Consider the following 26,395-nt stretch of genomic DNA (forward strand, 5'->3'; position numbering starts at 1 on the left):
GCTGGCGCAGGGGGGCTTGGTGCTGAGTTAACACGCCGTGCATGCAACATTTTTCTAGGTGTCGCGACGAGAGGAACCGGTGCTCTGACCTGCGCAATAATTGGGGGGGCGATGGCAGGGTATCTAGGAGGTAAGAAGGGCGGGGATGGTGGGGCGTTCCTGGGTGGAAAAATTATAGAGGACAACGGTGATTTGATATTCCAGCCAGGGGGGCTTGAGCATGGATTTTTTTCTCGCCTATACCGCTGTGATGATTATCGGGACGTTTGTGGTTTTGGGACTGATACTTTTTTTCGAACGAACAAAACTCGATGAGTTGGAAGGTTACTTCAGTGAAAACCCGCAGGTCCGTAAACATCGGCAACGCTGGGGACGAAACCAGCGGTTTATCAGGTTTCATCGTATGTGTCTGATGATTGATATCCTTCGCGCGCCAGAAAGCTCCGTGAAAGAAGGCTTTATGACTGAGGCAGAGTCAGCCGCCATTCCGTCAGCGCTCAGGCGTTGGGCTGTATGGCCTTATCGCCTTGCGATGATTTGGGCTATCAGTTGGGGCTATTGGTGCACCTGGCTTTAGAGGTGCTCGCTTCCACGACCTGAATACCATAGTTCACATTTTTTAAAAAATACTGTTCATGCGTACAGTATTGTCCTACAGTCCATCCTAGGTGACCGGATGTCACCGGTCACCTGAGCTTCAATTTTTTAACTATGGATGGATAAAAAATGAAATCGAAAAAAGCCCTTATGCTAGGCGCGGCCATGATGGCCTCCTGCTTTGTTTCGGCCTTTGCCCTGGCCGAGCAAACCCCTCCCAAGCTCAGTGCGCAGACGGTCAAGCAGGCCGTGGACAAAGCGTTGAAACAAGGTGGCACAGTGGAGAAGGCCATTGTCTCGGACGCACTCAAGCAAAAGCTCGATGCAGCCAAGGCCGGCAAGCCCAAGGTGTCAGCCGGCAAGGCAATTGCCAGTAATGCGGTGGTTGATGCCAAGGTAGGTGAGTTGGTAAAGCCCGATCAGGCGAAACTCAAGGAAGCGGCGGTTGCTGCCTTCACTCCGCTGTTTCCAACTCTGGATATCAACACCCTTTACACGCTGACCGGGGTGGAGACCGGCGCGCAGATCGCCTACCACTTCAACCTGCCGAAGAATGCGCGAATTCAGGTGCAGTTGTTGAACCAGAGTGTCGGCACCGACATGTCGCTGACCCTGTTCCACGATGACGGGCAGGGTAATCTGACCCCGTTGGGCACGTCTGATAACGCCGGCAATGCCGATGAGTACCTCAACGGTGTATTGCCGGCCGGTGACTACTACTGGTTCATGGTGGCCAATGCCGCAAGCAACTCGCAGTTCAGCTTCGGCGTGGCGGTAGACAGTAACATTGATGCCTACGAGCCCAACGATACCGAGCAAACCGCATTTGCCCTGCCGGATGCGCTGAATCAGGTGACCGGTAACCTCGACAGCGTCAATGATGTGGATTACTTCTCCTTCACGTCGCTGCGTGGCCAGGGTGTCGGCATGTTCCTGGGTGATGATGGTGCGGGTACGCGCAACCAGTGGATCTTCGAGCGTTTCGACGGTAATAACTGGGTAGTGATTCAGCCGGATTCCACCTCCACCTATCCGAACCTGACGCCGGGCTACACGGTCAAGGTACGTGTGCGGGCGAACCCGGCGGTGGCGTTGAACCCTCAGGCGCAGTACAAGTTGACCCTGGGTTCGGCGCCTCGCTTGAACCAGCACAACGTGAACGGCGATAACGTAGTGCGCATTCCCAGCTCGATCTTCCAGCTGGCCACCCAGGCAGCCCGCAATCTGAGCTGGAGCACCCAATGGTCGGACAGCACCGGTGAGCCATTGCGCGGGGTCACCCCAGTGCTGCGGGTCGACAAGCACTTTGGTGCAACTTACAACTGGGTCAACTATGAGGCCAAGACCGGCATCACGGGTGCAGCTTCGGGCAATGTCGCCTTGGGCACTTGCTCCGGCGACTATAAAGTGCGGTACCCGGACAGCGCGTCGGGCCAGACCTACAACTGGGAAACCTGGTTCAACGAAGGTGGCTGGCGCATCGAGCTCAAGGAGTTTCCGGGCGTGGGCGTAGGCGGCAATATCACCCAATACGTCAGCCTGGGCCACATTTGCAGCCAGACCATCGTGCGCTGATTGATCTAGGAATGTGAAGCAGGGGGCAGTCCATCTGGGCTGCTCCCTTTTTTTGTGGCCGGCTCCCAATGCAGCGTGCCAAACAGGTAATCCATCAACGGCAGCACGATATTGAAATTGCGCCCCTGCATCAGCTCGCGACGGTGATGCAGGGCGTGCAGGCGATGCATTTGGCGAATCCACGGCAGGCGCGCCACCGGGTGTTCAGCGGGTAAGTGTTCGCAGGCGTGGAACACCTCGTAGAGCAGGTAGCCGAGGATCATGCACCCGGCAAACAACCCCGCCACGTTGGGGTTCAGTTGCTTGAGCAGCCACCAGCCGGGAAGGGTGATGGCCAGGCTGTGCAGTACGATCAGCCAGGCGGGGAACAGGATGACGCGCCAGTCACGCGGGCTGTCGTAGGTCATGTGGCCGGGCGTGAAGAAACTGTGGTGATCGCCGGTGTGGCGCGCGTAGAACAGCCGGGCGAATGAGTGTTTGTGATGGCCGAGATGACGGTGCACGAGGTAGATGCACAGGTTGAAGAACACCAGCGTCAAGGGCACCGTCAGCCACTGCAGGGCGGTGATCTGTGCGGTGGAGGACCAGGCCAGGGTGATACAGGTGATGCCGTAGCCGAGGACGAACGCGGCGTGTAGCCAGGGGTTGTAATGGCGACTCACGTTGGCGCGGTAGCGGCTGCGGAACGTTTCGGTGAGATGGGGCATGGCGGGCTGCTCGCTGTTTTTGTTCGAGATTGAGCTTAGTGGGTGGGGAGGAATGTGCGAGCTTTTACTGGGGGCATGGGTATTTACACAACTTTGGCGTTACGCCGGACCTGTGGGAGGGGGCTTGCTCCCGATGGCGGCCTCGGGGCCGACCAGGATGCTGGATCAGACCGAGTACATATCCGTTATTTGGGTAACGGCTGATATTGGTTCCGCTTTTACAGCGGGTCACTTTGGAAAAAAGAGCCCCAAAGTAACCAAAGCGCTCTTGCCCCACCACTCGGCACCTCGCCCAGGCTCGGTGTGCCCGTAATCCGACATGGATTTGGGGGGCCGCCGCCACGCGCCATCCATGGCGCGGGGCGGCTAAACCGGCATCCCTGCCGGTTTACCCCCCAAATCCCTGTCGAATTCCGGCCAGCGTGGTTTAACGGGGCGCCTGAGATCAAAAGCAGATCAAGATCAAGAGCGGCTCGCTTCGCATCGTGGTTACCGTCGGTTGCTATCAAGTTGTGCAGATACCTATGCTCATCGGGGTGTAGCCCTCCCACAGTTTTAATCGGCGGTGAACTTGAAAATGGTGTTCTGGATATAGGTTTGCCCTGGATTCAAGCGAGTTGAGGCAAAGCCGGGTTGGTTAGGCGCATCCGGAAAATGCTGGGTCTCCAGGGTAAACCCGCTCCAGTGCTGGTACGTCTTGCCACCTTTGCCCTTCACCGAACCATCCAGGAAGTTGCTGGTGTAGAACTGCACCCCAGGCTCACTGGTGTAAAGCTGCAAGCGCCGCCCCGACTCAGGGTCATGCACCTGGGCAGCAAGCTGCTTCACATCACCTTTGGTATCCAAGGCCCAGTTAAAGTCGAACCCGCCTTGTTTCGGCTCGGCAAATTTGAGCTGCGGATGGTCCGCCTTGATGTGCTGGCCAATAGGCGTGGGCTTGAGGAAGTCCATCGGTGTGCCCTTGACCGGAGCCAGCTCACCGGTGGGGATCAAGGTGGCATTCACCGGCGTGTAGTGGCTGGCGTGCAAGGTGGCGACCTGCTTGAGAATGTCGCCGTTACCCGCGCCGGCGAGGTTGAAGTAGCTGTGATTGGTGAGGTTGAGTACCGTCGGTTTGTCGGTGGTGGCCTTGTAGTCGATGTGCAGTTCGTTCTTGTCGTTGAGGCGGTAAGTGACTTCAGTCTTCAGGTTGCCGGGGAAACCCATTTCACCGTCCTTGGACAGGTAGGTGAGGGTGACGCCCACCGAATCCTTGTCCTTGACGGGCTCGGCGTGCCACACCTGTTTGTCGAAGCCCTGGGCGCCGCCATGCAGCGAGTTGGGGCCGTCGTTGAGCGGCACCTGGTAGCGTTTTCCGTCGAGTTCAAAGGCACCGCCGGCCAGGCGGTTGCCGAAGCGGCCGATGGTTGCGCCGAAAAATGCAGTACCGCCTTGATAGCCTTGCACGTCATCGAAACCCAGCACTACGTCGTCGAGCTTGCCGTTTTTGTCAGGCACCTTCAGCGACTGCAATACACCGCCGTAGGTAATTACCGTGGCTTGCATGCCATGGCTGTTGCGCAACACGTACTGTTCGACGGCGATGCCGTCATTGGTTTTACCGAAAGGCTTGTGCTCGCTGGTAAGGCCGGCGGCGTGAGCGCCGCCGCTGGCGATCAGCATGGACAGCGCCAGACCGGACAACAGGTATCGAGGGTGCTTCATGTCGAACTTCCTTTTGTTGTTTTTGGGTTGAATAGTTCTACTAATGTGAGATATTTCACCGGTTATCCAGCAGATTTATAGCCTTTAACGCCGATTTCGTAAAATAAAATAAGACTAATTGATCGAGGCACTACGTTATGAGTACTGAACACGCCATTTATCCCGACCTCAAGGGCAAGAGCGTATTGATCTCCGGCGGGGCGTCAGGGATTGGCGAATTCATGGTGCGGGCCTTTGCCGCCCAGGGTGCCAAAGTGGCGTTTGTGGATCGCGCGCAAAGCCAGGGTGAACGCTTGGCGGCGCTGCTGAACTCTAAGGGCCACACCGTCGAGTTCGAGTGCTGCGATATCACCGATGAGATTGGCTACGGTGCGGCAATCCGGCGCTTCGAGCATTCCCTCGGGCCGATCACGGTGCTGGTCAACAACGCGGCAAATGACGTGCGCCACAGTCTGGAAGAAATCGACTCGCAAATGTTTGACCGGTTGATCGCTGTCAACCTCAAGCACGCCTTCTTTGCCGCAAAGGCGGTGGTGCCAATGATGAAAGAGGCGGGTGGCGGCTCGATCATCAACCTGGGTTCGGTCGGCTGGATGATGGCTTCTGCCGGCTACCCGGTGTACGCCGCCAGCAAGGCTGCCGCCCACGGCATGACTCGAGGCCTGGCGCGGGAGCTGGGGCCGAGCCATATCCGCGTCAACACACTGGTGCCGGGCTGGGTGATGACGGAAAAACAATTGGCCATGTGGGTGGATGATGCGGCTCGGGAGTTGATCGCCCGTAGCCAGTGCCTGCCTGGCAGTGTGATGCCGGAACACATCGCCAATATGGCCCTGTTTCTGGCCTCGGATGCCTCGGCGATGTGTTCGGCGCAAAACTTTATCGTTGACGGCGGCTGGGTGTAGAAACACGGTTCCAAAAAATTGTGAAGATCGCGAGTGGGAGGGGGCTTGCCCCCGATAGCGGTGGGTCAACCCACATCAATGTTCGCTGGGCCGACGTCATCGCAGGCAAACCAGCTCCCACATTTAGATCCTGGGGTGTCAGGTAGAGATGCGCCGGCTGTCAGGCCGTCAAGGGGGCAAGCCCCCTCCCACATATGAACTGCGATGCTTAGGCGATTGGGTAGCGTTTGAACGCCGGATGCTGTTCCAGGCGTTCAGCATGGCGCTTCAGGTTGGGGAACGCATCCGCCTTCACCACCGACGCCACGGTGAACTGGCTGAACGACCAGGCGACCGCTGCTGTAATGGATGCCTGGGTCAGCGCTTCACTGTCTGCCAGTTGCTTGTCCAGCAGGGCATAGGCCGCCAGCAATTGCCCACTGACGCGTTCGATCCATGGTGCATGTAACTTTTCGGCTGGGCGCAGGTTGTGTTCATAGACGATCTGCACACTCTTTTCACAGGCGGCAAGGGCCAGTCCGAGCAGTTGCAGGTCGTGGGCGCGTGCTGCCGGTTGTTGGGGCAGCAGCTTCTTGTCAGCCGGCGCCAGTGCTTCCAGGTAATCGAGGATCAGGCTCGAATCCATCAGCACCGTCCCGTCGTCCAACACCAGGGAGGGGGCTTTGACCACGGGGTTGATCTGGGCAAATTGCGCGTAGGTGCTGAACACCGACAGCGGTTCATGCACAAACTCCACCCCATACAAGTCCAGGGAAATCGCCACGCGGCGTACGTAAGGCGAGTCCAGCATTCCGACCAGTTTCATGCAGCCTCCATTGCTTTCGCGGTGTGATTGGCTGACGAGATTAAGGCTTCATGATCAGGGTGCGCAATGCTTGAAGGGGCGGTCGCTACATTGAACTGCGGGCCGCGCCGGGGGGTTGCCCGGTGATGCGCTTGAAGGCGCGGCTGAACGCTGCCTGGGAGGTGTAGCCAAGGCGTTGCGCGACGGTTTCGATGGGCATGCGCTCCAGGCTCAGCCACTGCGTGGCCAGGCGCATGCGCAGTTCCGTAGCGTAGCGCAACGGCGGTATGCCGAGGATGGCCTGGAAGCGATCGGCAAATACCGAGCGCGAGGTATGGCACTGCGCGGCCAGTTCCGCCACGCTCCAGTCGCGGCCCGGTTGCTGGTGTAGGGCGAGGAGGGCGCGGGCCAGGCGTGGGTCGCGCAGCGCCGCCACCAGGCCCGAGGCGTTGCCACAGGCGCATTCGACCCAGCCGCGTACGATCATCGCTGCCACCACATCGGCCAGGCGCGCCAGGATGCCGGCAAACCCGATCCGGGCCGTGGAGACTTCCCGTTCCATCACCGCCAGGATCGGCACCAGCCCGGGATAACGCTGGCCTGCGGCATCGATCAGCATCAGCGCCGGCATCAGGTTGCCGAGCCCCTGGATACTGCCAAGTTCAAACTCCATGCAGGCACTGAACAGCAAGGTGCTGGGCGTCGCATTAGGGGAAGCATCCACGGCGCAGACCGCGTCCCCCAACGGGGCACTGTCGAAATCGCCGATATCGTGCACACCGGCGCTCGCATCGGATAACAGTGCATGCGCGCCACCATGGGCAATGAATACCGCATTGCCCGCCGACAGCTCGAAAAGGTTGCCGTCCTCGCCGCGCAAGGTCGCATGGCCGGCCGCGAGAAAGTGGAAATAGGCGTGGCCGGGCTTGGCGTCAAAGCCCATGCCGAAGCTCGGCCCGGCCTGGATGCGGCGGTACTGCACGCCCCGCAGGCGCATGCCGCGCAGCAGCTCATTGATCAGGTCGGAAGACAGGGTAAAAGCATGCGCGGCAGTCATGTTCGGGGTTTCGGTCAAAAACTCAAGGGTTTGCATCATAGATCATCCTGGCGGGCAAACCTAGACTGGCCGCCTTGCCAATGATCCGAGGATGACCTGTGATGAATGACAATGCAGCCCAAGCCCCTGCCGGGATTGTGACGGAGCCGGCCTGGCTGGCGGTGTTTTCTTTGGCGATGGGGGTGTTCGGCTTGCTGACGGCGGAGTACCTGCCGGCCAGTTTGTTGACCCCCATGGCCTTGGACCTGGGTGTCTCGGAGGCGCTGGCCGGCCAGGCCGTGACGGTGACGGCAGTGGTGGCGTTGTTTGCCGGTTTGCTGGTGCCCGGCCTGACCCGAAGCATCGACCGGCGCGTGGTGCTGCTGGGGTTCTCCACGCTGATGATCGCCTCCAACCTGCTGGTGGCGTTGTCTTCCAGCCTGGCCGTGCTGTTGTTGATGCGCATCCTGCTGGGCATCGCCCTGGGCGGTTTCTGGAGCATGGCGGCGGCGGTGGCCATGCGTCTGGTGCCGGCGGCTTCCCTGCCACGGGCGCTGTCGATCATCTTCAGCGGGATTGCGGCGGGCACGGTGGTCGCCGTGCCGCTGGGCAGCTACTTGGGTGGCCTGTACGGCTGGCGCAGTGCGTTTATCGCGGCGGCTGCCGTGGGTGCGGTGACCCTGGCGTTCCAGGCGTTCACCCTGCCGCGCCTGGTGCCCAATGGTACCGCGCGCCTGCGTACCGTGCTGGAAGTGCTGCTGCGCCCGGGTATCGCCATGGGCATGTTCGGTTGTGTGCTGGTACATACCGCGCATTTCGCATTGTTCACCTATATTCGCCCGTTCCTGGAAAGCACCACTGGCGTCGATACCCAAGGGCTGGCCCTGATGCTGCTGGGCTTCGGCGTGGCGAATTTCGTCGGCACCTTGCTCGCCGGTTGGCTGCTGGTGCGCCACCCGCGTGGGACGTTGGTGTTGATGCCGGTGCTGGTAGGCATTGCGGCGCTGGCCCTGGTCTGGCTGCCGGTGTCATTGCCGGGCCAGGCGTTGCTCCTGGCGCTGTGGGGCATGGCGTTCGGCGGCGTACCGGTGGCATGGTCCAATTGGGTCGCCCGTGCCGTGCCGGACCAGGCCGAAAGTGCCGGCGGCATGGTGGTCGCTTCGGTGCAGTCGGCGATTGCCGCAGGGGCTGCCGGTGGCGGGTTGATGTTCAGCGTCAGCGGCATTGGTGGGGTATTTGTGGGTGCGGGTGTATTGATGTTGCTCGCGGCCTTGCTTATCGCCCTGCGCGTACAGGTGCCTCGACAAGACCGGGATGCCGGTGTGACGCACCACCCGTCTTTGGTTTAGTCTGGAACGCTTCGTTTATCGCAATCCCTGAGGAGCAGTGGCATGGCTGATTATGTACCCCCAAAGGTCTGGACCTGGGACACCGAAAGCGGCGGCACCTTTGCCAGTATCAACCGGCCCATCGCCGGTGCTACCCACGAAAAGGCGCTGCCAGTAGGCAAGCACCCATTGCAGCTGTACTCCCTGGCTACGCCCAATGGCCAAAAGGTCACGATTCTGCTTGAGGAGTTGCTGGCGCTGGGGCACACCGGTGCCGAATACGACGCCTGGCTGATCAAGATCGGTGACGGCGACCAGTTCGGCAGTGGCTTTGTGGGGGTAAACCCGAACTCGAAGATTCCGGCGCTGATGGACCACAGTGGCGCCACGCCGATTCGGGTGTTCGAGTCCGGCGCGATCCTGCAATACCTGGCCGAGAAATTCGGCGCGTTCTTGCCCAGCGAGCCAGCGGCCCGAGCTGAATGCCTGTCGTGGTTGTTCTGGCAGATGGGCAGCGCGCCTTACCTGGGCGGAGGTTTCGGACATTTCTATGCCTATGCGCCGAGCAAGATGGAGTACCCGATCAACCGCTTTGCCATGGAAGCCAAGCGCCAACTGGACGTGCTGGACAAGCGCCTGGCGGTGAGCGAGTACATCGCCGGCGATGAGTACACCATTGCCGATATCGCCATCTGGCCCTGGTACGGCGGGCTGGTCAAAGGCCGCTTGTACGGCGACTCGGCGGAGTTTCTCTCGGTGCATGAATACAAACACGTGCTGCGCTGGGCCGACGCAATTGACGCCCGGCCGGCGGTGCAGCGCGGCCGGCGGGTGAACAGAGTGTCGGGTGAGGAGCAGTTGCCCGAACGGCATGACGCGAGTGACCTGGACTGATTCAGATCCAGTGTGGGAGGGGGCTTGCCCTCCCACATTTGGATCTCCTTAGCTTCGGTTTACTTGTAGCGCTGTTCGAATACCGCCACCTGCTCAGGTTTGATCAGTTCAAACGGCACCCACACTTCGGCTTCAATCGGTTCGCCCTTGATCATCTTGATCGCCGCTCGAACCGCCTGGGTCGCCTGGGCCTTGGGGTCCTGGAACACTGACGCAGCAAGCAGCCCACGCTTGATGGCCGCCAAACCATCGGGCAAACCGTCGATGCCGACGATCGCAATCTGGCCCTTGGCCTTGCCCGCTTGCTGCAATGCCATGGCCGCACCGATTGCCATTTCATCGTTGTTGGCCACGATCGCATCAAACTGCGTGCCTGCCAGCAGCCAGTTGCTGGTCAGGTCCATGCCTTTGTTGCGTTGCCACTCGGCGCTTTGCTGCTCGACGATCTTGATACCGGGAAAGTCCTTGAGCACCTGCCTGGCGCCCTCGGTGCGGTCGTGGGTGGCGTTCTGCGCAAGGTCGCCCATGATGATCGCCACGTTGCCCTGGCCGCCGAGTTTTTGTGCAAGGTAGCGCATCTGCAGTTGTCCGGCCTCGATGTCGTTGGAGGCCACCGTGACTACGCCCTTGGGCAGTGTGCGTTCATCCGGATGACGGTTGACGTACACCAGTGGCGTCTTGGCCGCCACGGCGGCTCGGGTGATATTGGCAGTGGCGGCGGTGTCGACCGGCAGCACGATCACCGCGTCAACTTTCTGGTTGAGAAACCCCTCGACTTGATTGAGCTGGCGCACCACATCGCCCTGGGCGTCTTCGAACTGGATCTGCACGTCCTGCTGTTTCGCCGCAGTCTCCAGGCCGCTACGCACATAGGTCATGAAGTTATCGTCAACCCGGGCAATGCTCACGCCGATGCGATAGGCGGCGAAGGTCCATTGGCTGAACAGCAACAGCAGCGCGGCCACTAGCAATGAATAACGATGCATAAGTGTGTTCCTTTTATTGTTATAGGGTGAATGCCTGGCGGAAGCGCTCCAGGGCCAATTCGCTGGTGCCGCTGGCCCAGCCCTCCAGGCCTACCACGCCGGTGTAGCCCATGGCGTGCAACGCGCGGGCAATCGCCGGGTAGTGGATTTCGCCAGTGCCGGGCTCCTTGCGCCCGGGCACGTCGGCCACCTGGATTTCACCGATGGCGCCGCCGGCGCGCTGGATCAATTCGATCAGGTTTCCTTCGCCGATCTGCGCGTGGTACAGGTCCAGGTTCATCTTCAGATGCGGGCTGCCCACGGCTTCGATCAGGGCCAGGGTCTCGTCGGCGCGGGCGAACGGCGTGCCGGGGTGATCGACGGCGGTGTTGAGGTTTTCCAGCAGGAACACACGGCTGGCGTCTTCCCCCAGGCGCGCGATTTTTTCCAGGGTCTTGCAGGCGCTCAGCCACATGCGTCCGGTGGTCTGGCTGACCGGCTGCACCGGCAAGCCGCCGTCGCCCAGGCCGGTGCCGTGCAGGTTGAGGCTGGGGCAATTGAGGCGCTCGGCGATGCCCAGGGATTCGCGGGCGCTGTCGAGCAGTTGGCGGCTGCCTTCGGGGTCGGTGAGGGTGCCGCTGATGTAGCCGGTCATCGAGGTGAAGTCCGCGCCGGTCGCGGCCAGGGCGTCGATGTCCTTGTCGGTCCAGCTCCAGATTTCGGCGCTGAACCCAAGGGCGTGGATACGTTTGACCCGTTCGATGAAGGGCAGGTCGAGAAACACCATCTCGGCGCTGACGGCTAATTTGAACGGCATCATGGGCGCGCCCCTTGCACGGCCACAGACTTGCCGGTTTCGTACGACTCGATGCAAGCGCGGGCAATTGCCAGGGCTGCGCGCGCATCCTCACCGCTGGCCAAGGGCTTGGCGCCGCTGCGCAGGCAGTCGACAAAGTGGTTGAGCTCGGCAATGTAGGCGTCGCGCAGCAGGTCGGTGTCCATCCGCTGAGTGTCGGCCTGGATGCCTTCGGCCAGGTAGCGCACTAGGTCGCAGTCATTGAGGCTGCCCATGCTCAGCATGCCTTGGCTGCCGAACACCTCACCGCGCACATCGTAGCCATACACCGCCTGGAAGTTGGCCTCGGCGGTGGCGATGGCGCCGTTGTCGAAGCGCAGGGTGACCACGGCGGTGTCGAGCAAGCCTTGGCTTTTGAATTGCGGGGCAATCAGTGCGTCGGCCATCACCTGCACCTGTACCACTTCGGCCCCGGGGTTGAGATAGCGCAAGGTGTCGAAGTCGTGGATCAGGGTCTCCAGGAAGATCACCCATTGTGGTGAAGCGCCAGGGTTGTTCAGCGCCGGGTCGCGGGTCAGCGAGCGCAGCAACTGCGGCGTACCGATGCGGCCGGCGGCGACATCGAGGTGCGCGGTACGGAAGCTCTTGGCGAAACGCCGATTGAAACCGACCTGCAACGGCACGCGGGCGTCGGCGGCAGCGGCGATGGCGCGATCGGCTTCGTCCAGGGTGATGGCCATGGGTTTTTCGCAGAAGATGCCCTTGCCGGCACGGGCGGCGCTGATCACCAGGTCGGCGTGGCTACGGGCGGGGGAAGCGATAAGCACTGCGTCGATATCGGGGTCGTTCAACAGCTGTTGTGGGTCGGTGTAGACCTTGTCCACCCCCAGCTCTGCTGCCAGGCGTGCGGCCTGGCCTGGAGTGGGGTCGGCGATGGCGGCAAGGCAGGCGCCGGGGATGTGGCGGGCCGCCGTAAGGCCGTGGAAGCTGCCCATGCGACCGGCACCGATCAAGCCCATGCGGATATTCTGTGTACTCATGAAGTGACCCCTTTTTATTGTTGGCCCGCAGGACAGTCCTGGCTGGCATAGAGGTAAGAGCAAGGGGTGTGCCAACTCATAACTAACTGATTTTTAATAGGTTATTAAAATCAGTAAACAAAATGTGTTCATTCAGATGACATGTCTATACTGACATGTCAAAAATATGAACATGGATGCCTTGATGAGCCTCACATTCAGCGTGCAAGACCTCGAATACCTCACGGCCCTTGGACCTGATGCGCTGAATGACGAACCCGTCGCTGCGTTGGAGCAGGGCTGGCGAGCGTGTCTGTCCGGCCAGGTCGAACGCCCGGCCGAGGTGCGCCAGGTCATCTGGGATTCGTGGCGGCGCAGTCTCGAGGCAAGGATCGATCCCGGTCACAGCCACTACCGTTTCGTTGCCGCCCAAACGCTGGCGGCAACCCTGGCCAATCACCGCGTACTGATCGCCGCCGCCGCGCAAGTCATGCACGGCTTGCTGGCATATAACCCTCGCGGCCATATCAACCTTACCGATGCCGAGGGCACCACCCTGTATTTCTGTGGGCTGGATATCACCCCGGTGGGCAGTCGCCTGTTGGAATCGGTACAGGGCACCAACTGCACCGGGCTGGCGCTGGCCGAAGATCGCCTGATGTACGTGTTGGCCGAGGAGAACTTCGCCGGCGCCCTGCGCCAGCGCCGCATGCACTGCGCCGCTGCGCCGATCAAGGATGCCCAGGGCCTGACATTGGCCATGCTCACGCTGACCGCCGAGCCCGGCTGGTTTCATTTCCATACCCTGGGCACCGTCCAGGCGGCAGCCGAAGCGGTGTCGCGGCAGATGGCGCTGCAGGTGTTGCTGGAAGAACAACAAGCGGTGCTCGAAGTGCTGAACGAAGGCTTGGTGGTACTGGATGAGCGCGGCTGCATCAAGGCACTCAACCGTTATGCGCGGCAGTTGTTCGGGGTGGGGCTGGAGCTGATCGGCAGTTCGTTCCAGCGCCTGGGGCGCAGTGAGTTGAGCGACGTGCTGGGTGAGCCGGTGCGCGACCTCGACTGCACCTTCGAGTTGCACGACCGCAGTCAACTCTCCTGCCTGGTCTCGGTATGCCCGCTGGAGCAGGGCGGGGTGATCGTGTCGGTGCGCGAAAACCGCCGCATCCGCGAAATCACCCGGCGCCTTATCGGTACTCAGGCGCGCTATACCTTCGACACCATCCAGGGCACCTCACGGGCGATCCAGGACGCGCTGCACCTGGGGCGCATCGCCAGTCGCGGCGACGCCACCACCTTGGTCCTCGGCGAAAGCGGCACCGGCAAGGAGCTGTTTGCCCAGGCCATTCATAACGCCAGCGAGCGTTGCAACGGCCCGTTCGTGGCGGTCAACTGCGGCGCCATCCCCCGGGACCTGGTGCAGAGCGAACTGTTTGGGCATGTCGAAGGCGCGTTCACCGGCTCGGCGCGAGGTGGGTCGGCGGGCAAGTTTGAATTAGCCGATGGCGGCACCATCTTCCTGGATGAAATTGGCGACATGTCCTTCGATGCCCAGGTCAGCCTGTTGCGGGTGTTGCAGGAGGGGGAAGTGACCCGCGTGGGTGCGAAAAGTTCGCGGCCAGTGAACGTGCGCATCATCGCCGCCACCCATCGCAACTTGAGCCAGGCAGTGGCCGAAGGTGCGTTTCGTGAGGATCTTTACTACCGCCTCAATGTGTTGAACCTCACCGTGCCGCCGTTGCGTATGCGCCGCGAGGATATCCCGCTGTTGGCACGGCATTTCCTGCAGCGCTGTGCGCGTTCGTTGCGTAAGCCAGTGCAGGGTTTCTCGCCGGAGGCGCTGGCGCTGCTGTCAGCCCATGGCTGGCCGGGCAATGTGCGTGAATTGGAAAACGCCATCGAGCGGGCGACCAACTTGGCGATGGGGGAGTTGATCCAACCGGCTGACTTGCCGCTGGAAACCCAGCAACGGGCGACGCTGCGCCTTTACCAGCCCCAGCCCGCGCAGGATCTGAGCAGCCATGAACTGCACGCCATCGTCGCTGCGCTGAAAAACACGGGTGGCAACATTCGCCTGGCGGCCCGGCAACTCAACGTGTCGCGGGGTGGGCTGTACAACAAGATGGGGCGGTTTGGTTTGAGTGCAGGGGATTTTCGCGGGCGGTGAATGATTGCCCGTGTGCAGATTAAATGTGGGAGGGGGCTTGCTCCCGATGGCGACCTGACAGCCGACCAGGATGTTGGATCAGACCGAGTACATATCCATTCCTGCGGTAACGGCTACTTAGGGTTCCGCTCTTACAGCGGCTCACTTTTGGAAGGACCGGAATGCCGGCCCAGCCAAAAGTAAGCAAAAGGTCCTCGCCCCACCACTCGGCACCTCGCTTAGGCTCGGTGTGCCCGTAATCCGACAGAGATTTGGGGGGCCGCCGCCACGCGCCATCCATGGCGCGGGGCGGCTAAACCGGCATCCCTGCCGGTTTACCCCCCAAATCCCTGTCGAATTCCGGCCAGCGTGGTTTAACGGGGCGCCTGAGATCAAGATCAAGAGCGGCTCGCTTCGCATCGTGGTTACGGTCGGCAGCTACAAAGTTGCGTAGATACCCATGCCGCGATAGCGGTGTTTCAGCCTCTGAATTTTTGACGGGTTCATTGCCATCGAGGTCGAATCGTCGCACCGCCCCTCCCACATTGTGTTCTTTGTGTATCAGGTGCCCATGTTTTCCGGGGTCACTATCTGCGGTGGTATATGCACCCGATGCCGCACAGGATCGAAGCCTTCGTCATTCAGCAACTGCACCAGCAGTTGCACCAGCGCCGCCGCCGTCTGCCGCGGCTGCGAGTCCATTACCACATCGATCAAGCCGCGGCTCAACGCCTGGCGTGACAGTTCGGTCGACTCCTGCAGAATGCAACACAGCGCCGGGCGCTTGGGCAGTTGCGCCAGGGCGTTGATCACGCCGTCACCGCCGCCGCCCACCACGCACAGGCCGCGCAGGTCGGTGTGGCGGGCAAGCAGGTCGAGGGTGGCTTCCTCGGTGATGTCGCAGTTATCCAGGTTGATCAGCGGCTCCAACGGCTTGAGCCCTGGCGCGTGTTCGGCCAGGTAGCTGTACAAGCCTTTGACCCGTGCCTGGTGCCCGAGAAAACGATGGCCGCCAAGCAAAATGCCCACGCTGCCTTTGCGTGCGCCGCAGGTGTGTGCCAGCAGCCAGCCCATGGTGCGCCCGACCACGTGGTTGTCCTGGCCCACATAGGGTTCGAGGGCCTGCTCATGGATATCCGACAGCAGCGCAACCACTGGTACGCCGGCTTCACGAATCTGCGCCAGGCAGGCGTTGATCAGCGGATGGGCGAAGCTGACCACCGCCAGGGCGTCGCACTGCACCGCCAGTTGCTCGATCTGCGCGACGATGGCATTCGGTGAACGGTCGTTGATGTAGTCGAACTGGCAGCTCAGGTTGGCGGTGGCGTGATGCTGCGCTGCATCGTTTATTGACTGGGCGAGGTTGGCATAGAAGGCCTGGGCGGTGCCCAGCAACAGCACGCCGAAACGGTAGGTGGGCCGCCGTTCGCGGATGCGCTGGCCGATCAGTCGTGCAGCAAAATAGCCCACCGCTTCGGCAGCCTGGAACACCTGTTCGGCCGTGCCGGGGTTGACCGGAGCGCGGGCGTTCAACACGCGGTCGACGGTGGCTACGCTGAGCCCCGCATGGGCGGCAACGGTGGCGATGGTTGGGCGTTTATTGTTGTGCATGGCAGGCCCCTTGAGCGTCTTGATAGAAAACTATCAAGCCCCGCTGGGCCTGGATGATAGCTTGATAGGGAATGGATTCAAGGCCTTGAGGGGGATTTAGCTGCGCTCTATCGTTGGTTTCGAAAAGCACCTGAAACCCACGCTTGCGGAGAACAATAACAATGCCTGAACCCACCGCTCACCGCGCCCGACGCGACTACAGCCTCACCGGGCCCGAGGCGGCCCGTGCCGCCGAAAAGGGTCTGGTCTCGGCCAACTGGTACCAGTCACCCATCTCGCGCAAACGCATGAAAGAACTGATGCAACGCCGCGATGGCCCGGCCTTGCTCGACACGGCCATCTGGGCTGCGACGCTGTTGGCCACAGGCTTTGGCGGCTATTGGTTCTGGGGCTCCTGGGCCTGCGTACCGTTTTTTCTCGCCTATGGTGTGCTCTACGGAACGGCGTCCAACCCGCGCTGGCACGAAACCGGCCACGGCACTGCGTTCAAGACCCGCTGGATGAACGATGCGTTGTACCAGGTGGCGAGCTTCATGTGCCTGTTCGAACCTCACGTGTGGCGCTGGAGCCATGCCCGTCATCACACCGACACCATCGTCGTCGGCCGCGACCCGGAGATCGTCGAGCCGCGCCCGCCGAGCCTGTGGATGATGGCCCTCAGCCTGTTCAACCTGCCCCTGGCCTGGAAGACCTTCAGCGGCGTAGCCCGCCATGCGCTCGGGCGCATGAGTGCCCAGGAGCAAGACTTCATCCCTGAATCCGAATGGCCCAAGGTATTCCGTGCCGCACGTATATGGATTGGGATTTATGCGCTGATCATCGGCGCCGCGTTGTACCTGCACAGCTGGCTACCGCTGATGCTGGTGGGCTTGCCCAGTCTCTATGGTGCCTGGCTCGGCTACCTGTTCGGCCTCAGCCAGCATGTGGGCCTGGCCGAAGATGTGCTCGACCACCGCAGCAACTGCCGCACCATCTACATGAACCGGGTGCTGCGCTTTATCTACATGAACATGAACTACCACCTCGAACACCACATGTACCCGATGGTGCCTTACCACGCGCTCAGTCAACTGCACGAAGAGATCCGCAGCGACTGCCCACCGCCGTATGCCAACCTGTGGGAGGCCTACCAGGAAATCATTCCGACTATTTGGCGCCAGCGCAGCGACCCCAGCTATTTCGTCCAACGCCCGACCCGTGGCGAGGGAGCTTGCTCGCCCCACAGTAAAAGCCAGTCATTGGAGATAAATGCATGAACGATCAATGGATCGACGTCTGCGCCGTGGGCGAAATAGAAGCAGAAGACGTGCTGCGCTTCGACCACGGTATTCACACCTACGCGGTGTACCGCTCGGCCGAGGATGAATTCTTCGCCACCGCCGGCCTGTGCACCCACGAGAAAATCCACCTGGCGGACGGCCTGGTGATGGACCATGTGATCGAGTGCCCAAAGCACAACGGGCGCTTCGATTACCGTTCCGGCCAAGCCCTGGGCGCGCCGGTGTGCGTCAACCTCAAGACCTACCCGGTGCGGGTCGAAGCGGGGCGGGTACTGCTCGCTGTCACGGCCGGATGATGAACCAGACCCTGATCATCGTCGGCGCTGGTCATGCCGGTGGACGTGCGGCACTGACCTTGCGTGAAGAAGGTTACAGCGGGCGCCTGATCCTGATCGGCGATGAAGCGCACTTGCCCTACGAACGCCCACCGTTGTCCAAAGGCGTGCTGCAAGGCTCGACGGACCTGGCGGAATGCAGCCTGTGCGACAGTGCACGGTTGGCTGCGCTTGGCATTGAGCATATCGCCGGCAACCCCGCCAGCCGTTTGGAGCCGCAGCATCATCGGCTGCAACTGGCTGACGGCCAATGGTTGACCTATGCCGGCCTGCTGCTGGCCACCGGAGGCCGGGCGCGACGCTTGCCCCAGGAGCAGGCCAACGTGTTCTACCTGCGCACCCATGATGAAGCGTTGGCCTTGCGCAATGAATTAAAGCCAGGCGCCAGGTTGGTGGTGGTCGGCGGGGGCTTCATCGGCCTGGAGGTGGCCGCTACGGCGCGGGGCCTGGGCTGCGAGGTCACGGTGCTGGAAGCGGGGCCGCGGCTGGCCGCCCGGGCGCTGCCGCCAATGATCAGTGAAGCGCTGTTGGCGCTGCATCGTCAGCAGGGTGTGGACGTGCACTTGAACGTTGCCCTGGAGTGCGTCCACGCCGACGCCGTGCAACTGGTCGATGGGCAACGGGTGCCCTGTGACCTGGTGGCGGTCGGTATTGGTATGCAACCCAACATTGAGCTGGCAGCGGCGGGAGGGTTGGAAGTAGGGCAGGGCATTCGGGTCGACGCGTGCCTGCGCACCAGCGCACCGGATATTTACGCGGCGGGGGATGTCTGTGAGTTTCGTCTCGGCGGCGTCTATCAGCGTCAGGAAACCTGGCGCAACGCCGAGGCCCAGGGGCGTCACGCTGCGTTGAATCTGTTGGGCAAAGAACTGCCGTTCGAGAGGGTCCCGGGTTTCTGGTCCGACCAATTCGACTGGGGTTTGCATTCCGTCGGGGCGATGACTGCGCGGTCGGTCAGCCGTGCGTTGCCCGACGGTGGCCTGCTGCTGTTTTGCCTAGACACCAACGCCCGATTGCAAGGCGCTTTCGGCTGGGCTTTGGGCAACCGCGCCGCCAGGGACATCAAGCTGTGCGAGCGCTTGATCACTGCAAGCATTGCGCTTGACGTGGCGAGCCTGGCAGATGCCGATACGTCCCTCAAACACCTGCTGCGAGGTTGAGATGCACCAACTCCTGGTATTCCAATCACTGTGGGCCATGCAAACCGAGCCCGGCAGCCAAGAAGCGCAACTGGACCGCATCGTCGCCGCCGGTTTTGACGGCATCACCGACCATTACTGGACGCCGGCCGCAGTCTCGCGCTTGTACGCTGCCGCCACGGCCAGAGGCTTGCAGATCGAAGGTCAACTGTTCCCGCAATCGGTGGATGATCTGGCCAGGGCATTGGAAGTGATCGGCCGCTACGGTTGTCACCACCTCACCCTGCAAGCCGATGTGCGCCCGCGTACCCAGGCCGAGGCGGTCAGGCTGATCGAAGGCTGGCAGCGCCTGGCCGAACAGGTGGACTTCCCGATCCTGCTGGAAACCCACCGTTATCGACTGACCAACGACCTGTTGTTCACCCTCGACCTGCTGGCGCAAATGCCCGACCTGAAACTGCTCGCGGACCTGTCCCACTACGCGGTTGGCCGCGAGTTGCCCGAGCCCGGCAGTGTGGAAGACGACGAACAGATACGCACCATCCTGCGCCATAGCTGGGGCTTTCATGGCCGCATCGCCAGCAGTGAGCAGGTGCAGGTTGGCCTGGATTTTCCTCAGCACCAGCCTTGGGTCGAGCGCTTTACCGGCTGGTGGCGCTATGGGATCGACGACTGGCTGACCCGTGCCGACGCGCCCCAGAGCCTGCCCTTCACCTGCGAACTGGGCCCGCCACCCTATGCGATCACCGATGCAATGGGGCGAGAACTCACTGATCGCTGGGCCGAGGCGCTCAAGATGAAAGCGCTGATTCGCCAGGTGTGGGCCAGTTGTCACGGCTGATCTGCTAACCTGCGTCGGTTCAAACCGACCTTAGCCTATGGATCTGCCTGATGAAAACCTGCCCTGTCCAGCCACCTCTCGAACCGCAGTCCGTGTGCCACCCGATCACCAGCAGCGCGATTTTCATGGTCGCCACCCTGGCCCCCGATGCAGTTGAAAACGTGCGTGCCTGGTGCGCCGACATCGCAGGCCTTGTGCGCTCGGTGGGCAAGCGCGTGCCGTCGGGCAACCTGACCTGCGTCTGCGGGTTTGGCTCGGATGCGTGGGACCGGCTGTTCGGCGCGCCGCGCCCGGCCTCGCTGCATCCGTTCCGCGAATTCGGTGTAGAAGGGCGCAAGGCGGTGTCGACCCCGGGCGATATCCTCCTGCATATCCGCGCCGAGCAGATGGACCTGTGTTTCGAGCTGGCGACCCAATTGATGGCTGCCTTGGGCGATAGCGTCAAGGTGGTGGATGAGGTCCAGGGTTTCCGCTATTTCGATATGCGCAGCATCATCGGTTTTGTCGACGGCACCGAAAACCCGGTAGGGCGCAAGGCCGAAAGATTCACCCTGGTCGGTGACGAAGACCCTCAGTTCGAGGGCGGCAGCTACGTAGTGGTGCAGAAATACCTGCACAACATGAGCGCCTGGAACGGCTTGACGGTAGAAGCCCAGGAGAAGGTAATCGGGCGCACCAAACTGGCAGATATCGAACTGGACGAAGAAACCAAGCCGAGCAACTCCCACAGCGCCTTGACCGTCATCACTGACGAGAACGGTGAGGAAGTGAAGATCCTGCGCGACAACATGCCCTTCGGCCGCCCCGGTGCCGGCGAGTTCGGCACCTATTTCATCGGCTACGCACGCTCGCCGCAGCCTCTGGAGCAGATGCTGGAAAACATGTTCGTTGGCCGCCCGGTCGGCAACTATGACCGCTTGCTCGACTTCAGTACCGCCGTGACTGGCGGCCTGTTTTTCGTGCCCTCGGCCGACCTGCTCGAAGCGCTGGCCGACCGCGAACCGGCGGCTTAACTCAACAACCCGCTGCTGACCGCCACAATCAGGAAGATCCCCAGCAGCGCACGGTAGATCACGAACGGCCAGGTGGAGAAGCGCTCCAGGAACTTCATCAGGCCCCAGATCGCAAAGAACGCCGAGATGCTCGCCACCACCAGGCCGAAGATCAAGTGCGGCCAGGCGTGGGCAGGGAGGTCGGCGCGCAGCAGCACCCACAGTTCTTTCAAACCGGCCAGGGCAATGGCCGGCAGGCCCAGCAGGAAAGAAAAGCGCGCCGCTTCCTCACGTTTGAAATTCAGGAACAGCGCTGCGGTCAGCGTGGAGCCCGAACGCGACACCCCAGGAATCAACGCGCCGATCTGCGCCACCCCCACGATCAGCGCATCGCGCAAGCGCATTTGGCTTACGTCGCGGGTATGGCGGGCGCGCACTTCGGCCAGTGCCAGCAACACCGCCATCACCACGCAGGAAATGCCGATCACCATCAGCCCGCGCAATGGCGAGTTGCATGCATTCAGGGTCGAAGACAGCGCCAACCCGGCAATGCCAATCGGGATAGTCGCCAGCACGATCGCCACCGCCAGTTTGAACCACCGATCGTTATAGTCGCCCCGGCGCACCGCACTGATACTGCCGGTGGTGACCTGGCGCACATCCCGCCAGAAGTAACTGACCACTGCCGCCAGCGCGGCCAATTGCATGGCCGCCGAAAACGCCGAGCCCGGGTCTTGCCAGCCGAGCAGGGCGGGCACCACGCGCATATGGGCGGTGGACGACACCGGCAGCAATTCGGTGATGCCCTGGATTACCCCCAGGATGAAAATTTGCAGGTAATCCAGGGAGGCAAAGCCCACATCCAGGCCGGCGGTACAGACGTTGGTCACAATACGTGTCCTTGAGCGAAAGGTGGAAACCGGCGAAGTTTATTCTAAATGTTTCAGGAATTTGGCCAGGGCAACCGCTATTTGCATTCGGTTCAGCCAATAGAAAGGATTCGACAAGCCATTGGCGTGGCAGGCACTTTTGTGAACAATGGCGCCCTGCGTTTTTCCACCGAGAGCCCCATGCCTGAAACCACCGTTGAATTGATCCAGACCGGCCCTGAAGACGCCGAGCTGATTCGCAATCTGTACCAGTACTACGCCTACGAGTCTTCGGATTGGGAACAGGAAGATGTCGAGGCCGATGGCCGTTTCTACATCCACGACGAGCATCTGGCCCGCTACTGGCACGACCCGCAGTGGAGCGCCAACCTGTTGCTGGTCGATGGCTATATCGCTGGTTTCCTGTTGATTGAAGGCAGCGAACTGCCGGGCATCGACGCGTTGGAGCTGGCCGACCTGTTCATTCTCAAGCGCTATCGCCGCAAGGGCATCGGCCGTGCCATCGCCAGCCAGGTGCTGTGCAGCGGCGCGGCCAATTGGCTGGTGCGTTTCTATGATCAGGACGAGGTATCCCAGGCATTCTGGCGCACCGTGTTGGATAACCTGCCGCGTCCGGTGCAGATGATTGAACTGGAGGATGAGCCGCAGTTGGTGAGCTATCTGATTACCCGGGCGTCATTGCACTGATGCCCCGTGATTCGGATGTGGGGGCGGTAAATGTGGGAGGGGGCTTGCTCCCGATGGCGGCTTCAGGGCCGACCGGGATGCTGGATCAGACCGAGTACATATCCGTTATTTAGGTCACGGCCACGGTTGGTTCCGCTTTTACAGCGGGTCACTTTGGAAAAGAGCCCCAAAGTAACCAAAGGGCTCTTGCCCCACCACTCGGCACCTCGCCTGGGCTCGGTGTGCCCGTAATCCGCCATGGATTTGGGGGGCCGCCGCCACGCGCCATCCATGGCGCGGGGCGGCTAAACCGGCATCCCTGCCGGTTTACCCCCCAAATCCCTGTCGAATTCCGGCCAGCGTGGTTTGACGGGGCGCCTCAGATCAAAAGCAGAGCAAGATCAAGGTCAAGAGCGGCTCGCTTCGCATCGTGGTTACTAAAGTTGTGTAGATACCTATGGTAATCGGGGGCAAGCCCCTCCCACACGGGCCTAGCCTGGATTGAACAGCACCTGCTGCATCGCCTGGGGCGGCTGCCCGAATGCACGGAGGAACGCCTGGCGCATGCGTTCGCGATCACCAAACCCGGTTTCGCGGGCCACCACTTCCACCGGGTGGCGGCTGGTTTCCATCATCGCCCGCGCCGCTTCCACCCGCAGGGCTTCGATGGCCTTGGCCGGGGTTTGCCCGGTTTCTTCGCGAAACACTCGGCTGAACTGGCGCGGGCTGAGCCGGGCGACTTCGGCCAAGGCTTCTACCGATAAATCATGGGTTAGGTTTTCACGCGCATAGGCCAGGGCCAGTTGCACGCGGTCGGATTTGGGGTCCAGTTCCAGCAAGGTTGAGAGTTGCGATTGCTCGCTGCCGCGGCGCTGGGCTATCACCAGCTTGCGTGCGATGCGGCGCGCAAGGTCGCTGCCCAGGTCGTTCTCCACCATCGCCAGTGCCAGGTCGACCCCGGCGCTCATGCCGGCACCGGTCCACACCTGGCCGTCCACCACGAACAACTTGTCTTCTTCCAGGCGAATATCCGGGTAGCGCTTGCGAAACGCCGGCGCGTGGATCCAGTGGGTGGTGGTGCGTTTGCCGGCAAGCAGGCCCGCTTCTGCCAGCACAAAGATGCCCATGCATAACGAGGCCACCCGGCGCGACTGTGCCGATGCTGCCTTGACCAGTTCCAGCAGGTTGGCCTCCGGTAGGCGAAACTCCAGATAGCCGCTGACGATCAGAGTGTCATAACCCTCTGGGCGGATGGCGTTGGTATTGACTGAAAAGCCCTGGGAGGTCATCACCGCGCCGCCGCTTTCCGATACCAGGTGAAATTCATAGGCCGGCTCGCCGCGCAGCAGGTTGGCGCACTCGAACACCGAGCCCAGGCTAAGGCTCAGCGACTGGAAGTTCGGGTAAACCATCAGCGCAACGCTGTGCATTGCATCTCTCCAAGGGGCAGGGAGAGGGGATTGTCGGCGTGTACCGGGCAAACGGCAACCGACTTTGGCGCATGTCCGGAATCCTTGCGGATATGACATTGTGAGTGGTTGCCTCGCTGCCTAACATGGCCCCAACGAACTAGACGACTGGTCTAATCGCACGGAGGCAAGCATGAGCAACGCAAGCAGCAGTGCACGGCAAGCGATTCTTGAACGTGCGCAATCCATCGTCGGTGCCAAGGGATTTTCCGCGGTGGGCTTGAACGAAATCCTGCACGCCGCACAAGTGCCCAAGGGCTCGTTCTATCACTACTTCAACTCCAAGGATGCGTTTGGCGTGGTGTTGCTCGATACCTATTTCGACCAGTACGTCGAAGGCATGCAGCAGCTATTGGATCAGCCGGGTTTAACCCATCACGCCAAGTTGATGCGCTATTGGCAAGGCTGGATCGACAACCACACTGGCTGCACCGATACCGGCAAGTGCCTGGCCGTCAAGTTGGGGGCTGAAGTCTCCGACCTGTCAGAACCCATGCGATTGGCGTTGCAGCGCGGTACTTCGCGCACCATCGAGTTACTCGCGCTGGCCCTGGAGCGCGGGGTCGAAGACGGTTCGCTCAGGTTCGAGCACGCTCCGCACAGCCTTGCCAAGCGCTTGTATGCGCTATGGTTGGGCACCAGCGTCATGGGCAAGATCACCCGTACCACTGCGCCGTTCTGCGAGGCGCTGCTGCTGACCCAACAGTTGTTGGGCGGCCCTGAAAACCCTGCTACTCACATCGATCGAGGCACTGGAAAATGAAAGTATTAATGGTACTGACCTCTCACGACCAGCTTGGCGATACCGGGCGCAAGACCGGCTTCTGGCTCGAAGAGTTTGCCGCCCCTTATTACGCGTTCAAGGACGCTGGCGCCGATGTGGTGCTGGCTTCCCCGGCCGGCGGCCAGCCGCCGTTGGACCCGAAGAGCGATGAACCGGATGCGCAAACCGAGCAGACAGCGCGCTTCGCCGCAGACCCGGCTGCGCAGCAGGCCCTGGCTACCACGGTGAAGCTGGAAACGGTCAACACCGCCGACTTCGACACCGTGTTCTACCCTGGCGGCCACGGCCCGCTGTGGGACCTGGCGGAGTCACCGGTGTCCATCGCGTTGATCGAGGCGTTCGAACGGGCCGGCAAACCCATCGGATTTGTCTGCCATGCACCGGGTGCCTTGCGCCACGTCAAGGCAGTCAACGGTGAGCCGTTGATCAAGGGCCGCCGTGTGACCGGGTTCTCCAACTCTGAGGAAGCCGCGGTGCAATTGACCGATGTTGTGCCGTTCCTGATTGAAGATGAATTCAAAAAACTGGGCGGCAAGTATGAGAAGGGCGCCGACTGGCAATCCTTTGTGATTGTCGATGGCTTGCTGGTCACTGGGCAGAACCCAGGCAGCTCCAGCGAAGTGGCCAAGGCCCTGCTGACACTCAGCGCTTAAGTTAATAAACCGAGGTACGCGCTGGCGACTCCCAGGAGTCGCCAGGGTTTTCGTTCGTTCTGAATTTGGAATATCCCCATGCCTGACTGCATTTTGAACACCCCGATAAAGCTGGGGCATCATCGCTTGAACAATCGCGTTGTGCTGCCGCCGCTGACACGCCAGCGCAGCGCCCAGCCGGGCAATATCGCCACCGACCTGATGGCCGAATATTACCGCCAGCGTGCCAGTGCCGGCTTCATGGTCAGCGAGGGTACGCAGATCGAGCCGCGCGGTCAGGGCTACGCATGGACGCCGGGCATCCATACACCGGCGCAGATCGAGGGTTGGCGCAAGGTCACCGCAGCGGTACATGCCGAGGGTGGGGTGATCTTTGCCCAGCTATGGCACGTGGGGCGGGTGTCCCATAACGCCTTGCAACCTGGCGGCGCTGCACCGGTGGGGCCGTCTGCACTGCCGGCGCTGCAAGCCAAAGCCTTTATTGAAACCGGTCCGGGTGTGGGTGAGCTGGTGCAGCCACCTGTGCCTCGTGCGTTGAGCACGCTGGAAATCGACGAGTTGGTCGGGCACTACGCCCAGGCTGCTCGCAATGCCCTGGACGCCGGGTTCGATGGTGTGGAAATCCATGCGGCCAACGGCTATTTGGTCAACCAGTTCATCTCGGCCCACTCCAACATCCGTGAGGATGAGTACGGCGGTTCGCTGGACAATCGCCTGCGCTTGCTGCGCGAGATTGTCGAGGCGGTGTGCAAGGTGGTGGGGCCGCAGCGCCTGGGCGTGCGCTTTTCGCCGCTGTTCAGCGGCACCGATCAGGATCGGGTCTACATTGGCCTGGTGGAAGAGGACCCGCACCGTACCTATATCGAAGCGATCAAAGTGCTGGAAGCGTCGGGCATCGCCTATGTTTCCATCGCCGAAGCCGACTGGGATAACGCGCCGGACCTGCCTGAAACATTCCGCCAGGCCGTGCGCCGCACCTTCAGCGGCAGGATCATCTACGCCGGCCGCTACACCGCCGAGCGCGGTACACGGCTGGTAGAGGCAGGGCTGGCGGACCTGATCGCCTTCGGACGGCCGTTCATTGCCAACCCAGACCTGCCCCAGCGGATTTTCAATGGCTGGCCATTGAATGCGTTGAAGGCAGAGGGCTTGTATGGGGGGACTCAGGCGGGGTATGTGGATTATCCGGTGTATGCCGAACCGGAGTGACACACGCCCCTCCCACATTTGTGCCGAGTACCGTCAAACTTGGCCGGTCGCCAAGGATTGAGGAAAGCGC

At 61.4% G+C, this 26,395-nt stretch carries 25 protein-coding genes; 15 read left to right on the forward strand and 10 right to left on the reverse strand.

Going from position 1 to position 26,395, the window contains the following annotated elements:
- The first annotated feature begins 220 nt into the window (after positions 1-220).
- Together J1G33_RS17160 and J1G33_RS17165 are read left to right on the forward strand one after the other, a co-directional pair.
- Positions 221-577 carry a hypothetical protein gene (locus J1G33_RS17160; protein ID WP_078821772.1) on the forward strand — a complete coding sequence of 119 codons (357 nt, stop codon included), beginning with the start codon at positions 221-223 and terminating at the stop codon, positions 575-577.
- 149 nt (positions 578-726) lie between these two features.
- Positions 727-2,172 (forward strand): hypothetical protein, encoded by a 1,446-nt coding sequence (locus J1G33_RS17165; protein ID WP_032880416.1) that lies wholly within the window; start codon positions 727-729, stop codon positions 2,170-2,172.
- Between the two features lie 5 nt (positions 2,173-2,177).
- Here J1G33_RS17165 and J1G33_RS17170 read toward each other — a convergent pair whose 3' ends face one another.
- On the reverse strand, positions 2,178-2,879 hold the full coding sequence (locus J1G33_RS17170; protein ID WP_223018448.1) for a sterol desaturase family protein: 702 nt from the start codon (positions 2,877-2,879) through the stop codon (positions 2,178-2,180).
- A gap of 555 nt (positions 2,880-3,434) precedes the next feature.
- Positions 3,435-4,583 carry an aldose epimerase family protein gene (locus tag J1G33_RS17175; protein WP_223018449.1) on the reverse strand — a complete coding sequence of 383 codons (1,149 nt, stop codon included), beginning with the start codon at positions 4,581-4,583 and terminating at the stop codon, positions 3,435-3,437.
- Positions 4,584-4,720: 137 nt separating this feature from the next.
- On the opposite strand from J1G33_RS17175, the gene J1G33_RS17180 reads away from it, so the two are divergent.
- The gene (locus J1G33_RS17180) at positions 4,721-5,488 is read left to right on the forward strand and encodes an SDR family oxidoreductase (RefSeq protein ID WP_032880421.1); all 768 of its coding nucleotides are present in this window, start codon (positions 4,721-4,723) and stop codon (positions 5,486-5,488) included.
- A gap of 208 nt (positions 5,489-5,696) precedes the next feature.
- Here J1G33_RS17180 and J1G33_RS17185 read toward each other — a convergent pair whose 3' ends face one another.
- Together J1G33_RS17185 and J1G33_RS17190 are read right to left on the reverse strand one after the other, a co-directional pair.
- On the reverse strand, positions 5,697-6,293 hold the full coding sequence (locus J1G33_RS17185; protein WP_032880423.1) for a glutathione S-transferase family protein: 597 nt from the start codon (positions 6,291-6,293) through the stop codon (positions 5,697-5,699).
- 85 nt (positions 6,294-6,378) lie between these two features.
- Entirely contained in the window at positions 6,379-7,365 is a 987-nt protein-coding gene (locus J1G33_RS17190; protein WP_148853655.1) for an AraC family transcriptional regulator, read from the reverse strand.
- Between the two features lie 65 nt (positions 7,366-7,430).
- Here J1G33_RS17190 and J1G33_RS17195 point away from each other — a divergent pair, with 65 nt between their 5' ends.
- Positions 7,431-8,657 carry an MFS transporter gene (locus J1G33_RS17195; RefSeq protein ID WP_078821767.1) on the forward strand — a complete coding sequence of 409 codons (1,227 nt, stop codon included), beginning with the start codon at positions 7,431-7,433 and terminating at the stop codon, positions 8,655-8,657.
- Between the two features lie 42 nt (positions 8,658-8,699).
- Positions 8,700-9,530, forward strand: coding sequence for a glutathione-dependent disulfide-bond oxidoreductase (gene yghU, locus J1G33_RS17200; RefSeq protein ID WP_194438670.1), 831 nt, complete (start codon positions 8,700-8,702; stop codon positions 9,528-9,530).
- 59 nt (positions 9,531-9,589) lie between these two features.
- Here the strand turns inward: yghU and J1G33_RS17205 are convergent, their stop codons facing one another.
- The 3 genes from J1G33_RS17205 to J1G33_RS17215 are packed head-to-tail and all read right to left on the reverse strand — an operon-like array spanning position 9,590 to position 12,331.
- Positions 9,590-10,516 carry a sugar ABC transporter substrate-binding protein gene (locus tag J1G33_RS17205; RefSeq protein ID WP_223018450.1) on the reverse strand — a complete coding sequence of 309 codons (927 nt, stop codon included), beginning with the start codon at positions 10,514-10,516 and terminating at the stop codon, positions 9,590-9,592.
- Positions 10,517-10,535: 19 nt separating this feature from the next.
- Positions 10,536-11,315, reverse strand: a complete 780-nt coding sequence (locus J1G33_RS17210) for a TIM barrel protein (protein ID WP_223018451.1) — start codon at positions 11,313-11,315, stop codon at positions 10,536-10,538.
- Positions 11,312-12,331 (reverse strand): Gfo/Idh/MocA family oxidoreductase, encoded by a 1,020-nt coding sequence (locus J1G33_RS17215; protein WP_223018452.1) that lies wholly within the window; start codon positions 12,329-12,331, stop codon positions 11,312-11,314. The genes J1G33_RS17210 and J1G33_RS17215 overlap by 4 nt, the downstream gene beginning before the upstream one ends.
- Positions 12,332-12,515: 184 nt before the next feature.
- Here J1G33_RS17215 and J1G33_RS17220 point away from each other — a divergent pair, with 184 nt between their 5' ends.
- Positions 12,516-14,477, forward strand: a complete 1,962-nt coding sequence (locus J1G33_RS17220) for a sigma 54-interacting transcriptional regulator (RefSeq protein WP_223018453.1) — start codon at positions 12,516-12,518, stop codon at positions 14,475-14,477.
- A gap of 540 nt (positions 14,478-15,017) precedes the next feature.
- Here J1G33_RS17220 and J1G33_RS17225 read toward each other — a convergent pair.
- Complete coding sequence (locus tag J1G33_RS17225) at positions 15,018-16,067, reverse strand: LacI family DNA-binding transcriptional regulator (protein ID WP_223018454.1); 1,050 nt, start codon at positions 16,065-16,067, stop codon at positions 15,018-15,020.
- A gap of 161 nt (positions 16,068-16,228) precedes the next feature.
- Between J1G33_RS17225 and J1G33_RS17230 the strand changes: the two genes are divergently transcribed.
- Genes J1G33_RS17230 through J1G33_RS17250 form a run of 5 tightly spaced genes read left to right on the forward strand, consistent with a single transcriptional unit; the run spans position 16,229 to position 20,675 of the window.
- Complete coding sequence (locus tag J1G33_RS17230) at positions 16,229-17,323, forward strand: fatty acid desaturase family protein (protein WP_148853567.1); 1,095 nt, start codon at positions 16,229-16,231, stop codon at positions 17,321-17,323.
- Positions 17,320-17,643, forward strand: a complete 324-nt coding sequence (locus J1G33_RS17235) for a MocE family 2Fe-2S type ferredoxin (RefSeq protein WP_032880442.1) — start codon at positions 17,320-17,322, stop codon at positions 17,641-17,643. Before J1G33_RS17230 ends, J1G33_RS17235 begins: the two co-directional genes overlap by 4 nt.
- On the forward strand, positions 17,643-18,842 hold the full coding sequence (locus tag J1G33_RS17240) for an FAD-dependent oxidoreductase (RefSeq protein ID WP_223018455.1): 1,200 nt from the start codon (positions 17,643-17,645) through the stop codon (positions 18,840-18,842). The genes J1G33_RS17235 and J1G33_RS17240 overlap by 1 nt, the downstream gene beginning before the upstream one ends.
- A gap of 1 nt (position 18,843) precedes the next feature.
- The gene (locus J1G33_RS17245; protein ID WP_223018456.1) at positions 18,844-19,662 is read left to right on the forward strand and encodes a sugar phosphate isomerase/epimerase; all 819 of its coding nucleotides are present in this window, start codon (positions 18,844-18,846) and stop codon (positions 19,660-19,662) included.
- A 50-nt stretch (positions 19,663-19,712) separates the two neighbouring features.
- Positions 19,713-20,675, forward strand: a complete 963-nt coding sequence (locus J1G33_RS17250) for a Dyp-type peroxidase (protein ID WP_032880448.1) — start codon at positions 19,713-19,715, stop codon at positions 20,673-20,675.
- Here the strand turns inward: J1G33_RS17250 and J1G33_RS17255 are convergent.
- Positions 20,672-21,544 (reverse strand): undecaprenyl-diphosphate phosphatase, encoded by an 873-nt coding sequence (locus J1G33_RS17255; RefSeq protein ID WP_078821756.1) that lies wholly within the window; start codon positions 21,542-21,544, stop codon positions 20,672-20,674. The genes J1G33_RS17250 and J1G33_RS17255 overlap by 4 nt on opposite strands.
- Positions 21,545-21,592: 48 nt before the next feature.
- On the opposite strand from J1G33_RS17255, the gene J1G33_RS17260 reads away from it, so the two are divergent.
- Complete coding sequence (locus J1G33_RS17260) at positions 21,593-22,231, forward strand: GNAT family N-acetyltransferase (RefSeq protein WP_223018457.1); 639 nt, start codon at positions 21,593-21,595, stop codon at positions 22,229-22,231.
- A 470-nt stretch (positions 22,232-22,701) separates the two neighbouring features.
- Here the strand turns inward: J1G33_RS17260 and J1G33_RS17265 are convergent, their stop codons facing one another.
- Positions 22,702-23,640 (reverse strand): GlxA family transcriptional regulator, encoded by a 939-nt coding sequence (locus J1G33_RS17265; RefSeq protein WP_032880454.1) that lies wholly within the window; start codon positions 23,638-23,640, stop codon positions 22,702-22,704.
- 172 nt (positions 23,641-23,812) lie between these two features.
- Here J1G33_RS17265 and J1G33_RS17270 point away from each other — a divergent pair, with 172 nt between their 5' ends.
- The 3 genes from J1G33_RS17270 to J1G33_RS17280 all read left to right on the forward strand — a co-directional run bounded on the left by J1G33_RS17270 (position 23,813) and on the right by J1G33_RS17280 (position 26,325).
- Positions 23,813-24,442, forward strand: a complete 630-nt coding sequence (locus tag J1G33_RS17270; protein WP_032880456.1) for a TetR/AcrR family transcriptional regulator — start codon at positions 23,813-23,815, stop codon at positions 24,440-24,442.
- Positions 24,439-25,116 (forward strand): type 1 glutamine amidotransferase domain-containing protein, encoded by a 678-nt coding sequence (locus J1G33_RS17275; protein WP_032880459.1) that lies wholly within the window; start codon positions 24,439-24,441, stop codon positions 25,114-25,116. Before J1G33_RS17270 ends, J1G33_RS17275 begins: the two co-directional genes overlap by 4 nt.
- 78 nt (positions 25,117-25,194) lie before the next feature.
- Positions 25,195-26,325: an alkene reductase gene (locus tag J1G33_RS17280; protein ID WP_032880461.1), complete on the forward strand. Its 1,131-nt coding sequence runs from the start codon at positions 25,195-25,197 to the stop codon at positions 26,323-26,325.
- The last annotated feature ends 70 nt before the right edge of the window (positions 26,326-26,395 follow it).

The sequence above is a fragment of the Pseudomonas sp. P867 genome, from assembly GCF_019891455.1.
In the GTDB taxonomy this organism is placed as follows: domain Bacteria; phylum Pseudomonadota; class Gammaproteobacteria; order Pseudomonadales; family Pseudomonadaceae; genus Aquipseudomonas; species Aquipseudomonas synxantha_A.

Excerpts from the sequence above, each read along its gene's own strand:
- J1G33_RS17180 (WP_032880421.1), top strand. The coding sequence starts at position 4,721 with ATGAGTACTGAACACGCCATTTATCCCGACCTCAAGGGCAAGAGCGTA.
- J1G33_RS17265 (WP_032880454.1), bottom strand. The coding sequence starts at position 23,640 with ATGCACAGCGTTGCGCTGATGGTTTACCCGAACTTCCAGTCGCTGAGC.
- J1G33_RS17170 (WP_223018448.1), bottom strand. The coding sequence starts at position 2,879 with ATGCCCCATCTCACCGAAACGTTCCGCAGCCGCTACCGCGCCAACGTG.
- J1G33_RS17225 (WP_223018454.1), bottom strand. The coding sequence starts at position 16,067 with ATGCACAACAATAAACGCCCAACCATCGCCACCGTTGCCGCCCATGCG.
- J1G33_RS17215 (WP_223018452.1), bottom strand. The coding sequence starts at position 12,331 with ATGAGTACACAGAATATCCGCATGGGCTTGATCGGTGCCGGTCGCATG.
- J1G33_RS17260 (WP_223018457.1), top strand. The coding sequence starts at position 21,593 with ATGTTTCAGGAATTTGGCCAGGGCAACCGCTATTTGCATTCGGTTCAG.
- J1G33_RS17185 (WP_032880423.1), bottom strand. The coding sequence starts at position 6,293 with ATGAAACTGGTCGGAATGCTGGACTCGCCTTACGTACGCCGCGTGGCG.
- J1G33_RS17165 (WP_032880416.1), top strand. The coding sequence starts at position 727 with ATGAAATCGAAAAAAGCCCTTATGCTAGGCGCGGCCATGATGGCCTCC.
- J1G33_RS17235 (WP_032880442.1), top strand. The coding sequence starts at position 17,320 with ATGAACGATCAATGGATCGACGTCTGCGCCGTGGGCGAAATAGAAGCA.
- J1G33_RS17210 (WP_223018451.1), bottom strand. The coding sequence starts at position 11,315 with ATGATGCCGTTCAAATTAGCCGTCAGCGCCGAGATGGTGTTTCTCGAC.
- J1G33_RS17220 (WP_223018453.1), top strand. The coding sequence starts at position 12,516 with ATGAGCCTCACATTCAGCGTGCAAGACCTCGAATACCTCACGGCCCTT.
- J1G33_RS17250 (WP_032880448.1), top strand. The coding sequence starts at position 19,713 with ATGAAAACCTGCCCTGTCCAGCCACCTCTCGAACCGCAGTCCGTGTGC.
- J1G33_RS17280 (WP_032880461.1), top strand. The coding sequence starts at position 25,195 with ATGCCTGACTGCATTTTGAACACCCCGATAAAGCTGGGGCATCATCGC.
- J1G33_RS17275 (WP_032880459.1), top strand. The coding sequence starts at position 24,439 with ATGAAAGTATTAATGGTACTGACCTCTCACGACCAGCTTGGCGATACC.
- J1G33_RS17270 (WP_032880456.1), top strand. The coding sequence starts at position 23,813 with ATGAGCAACGCAAGCAGCAGTGCACGGCAAGCGATTCTTGAACGTGCG.
- J1G33_RS17230 (WP_148853567.1), top strand. The coding sequence starts at position 16,229 with ATGCCTGAACCCACCGCTCACCGCGCCCGACGCGACTACAGCCTCACC.
- J1G33_RS17205 (WP_223018450.1), bottom strand. The coding sequence starts at position 10,516 with ATGCATCGTTATTCATTGCTAGTGGCCGCGCTGCTGTTGCTGTTCAGC.
- J1G33_RS17175 (WP_223018449.1), bottom strand. The coding sequence starts at position 4,583 with ATGAAGCACCCTCGATACCTGTTGTCCGGTCTGGCGCTGTCCATGCTG.
- J1G33_RS17190 (WP_148853655.1), bottom strand. The coding sequence starts at position 7,365 with ATGCAAACCCTTGAGTTTTTGACCGAAACCCCGAACATGACTGCCGCG.
- J1G33_RS17245 (WP_223018456.1), top strand. The coding sequence starts at position 18,844 with ATGCACCAACTCCTGGTATTCCAATCACTGTGGGCCATGCAAACCGAG.
- J1G33_RS17195 (WP_078821767.1), top strand. The coding sequence starts at position 7,431 with ATGAATGACAATGCAGCCCAAGCCCCTGCCGGGATTGTGACGGAGCCG.
- J1G33_RS17240 (WP_223018455.1), top strand. The coding sequence starts at position 17,643 with ATGAACCAGACCCTGATCATCGTCGGCGCTGGTCATGCCGGTGGACGT.
- J1G33_RS17160 (WP_078821772.1), top strand. The coding sequence starts at position 221 with ATGGATTTTTTTCTCGCCTATACCGCTGTGATGATTATCGGGACGTTT.
- yghU (WP_194438670.1), top strand. The coding sequence starts at position 8,700 with ATGGCTGATTATGTACCCCCAAAGGTCTGGACCTGGGACACCGAAAGC.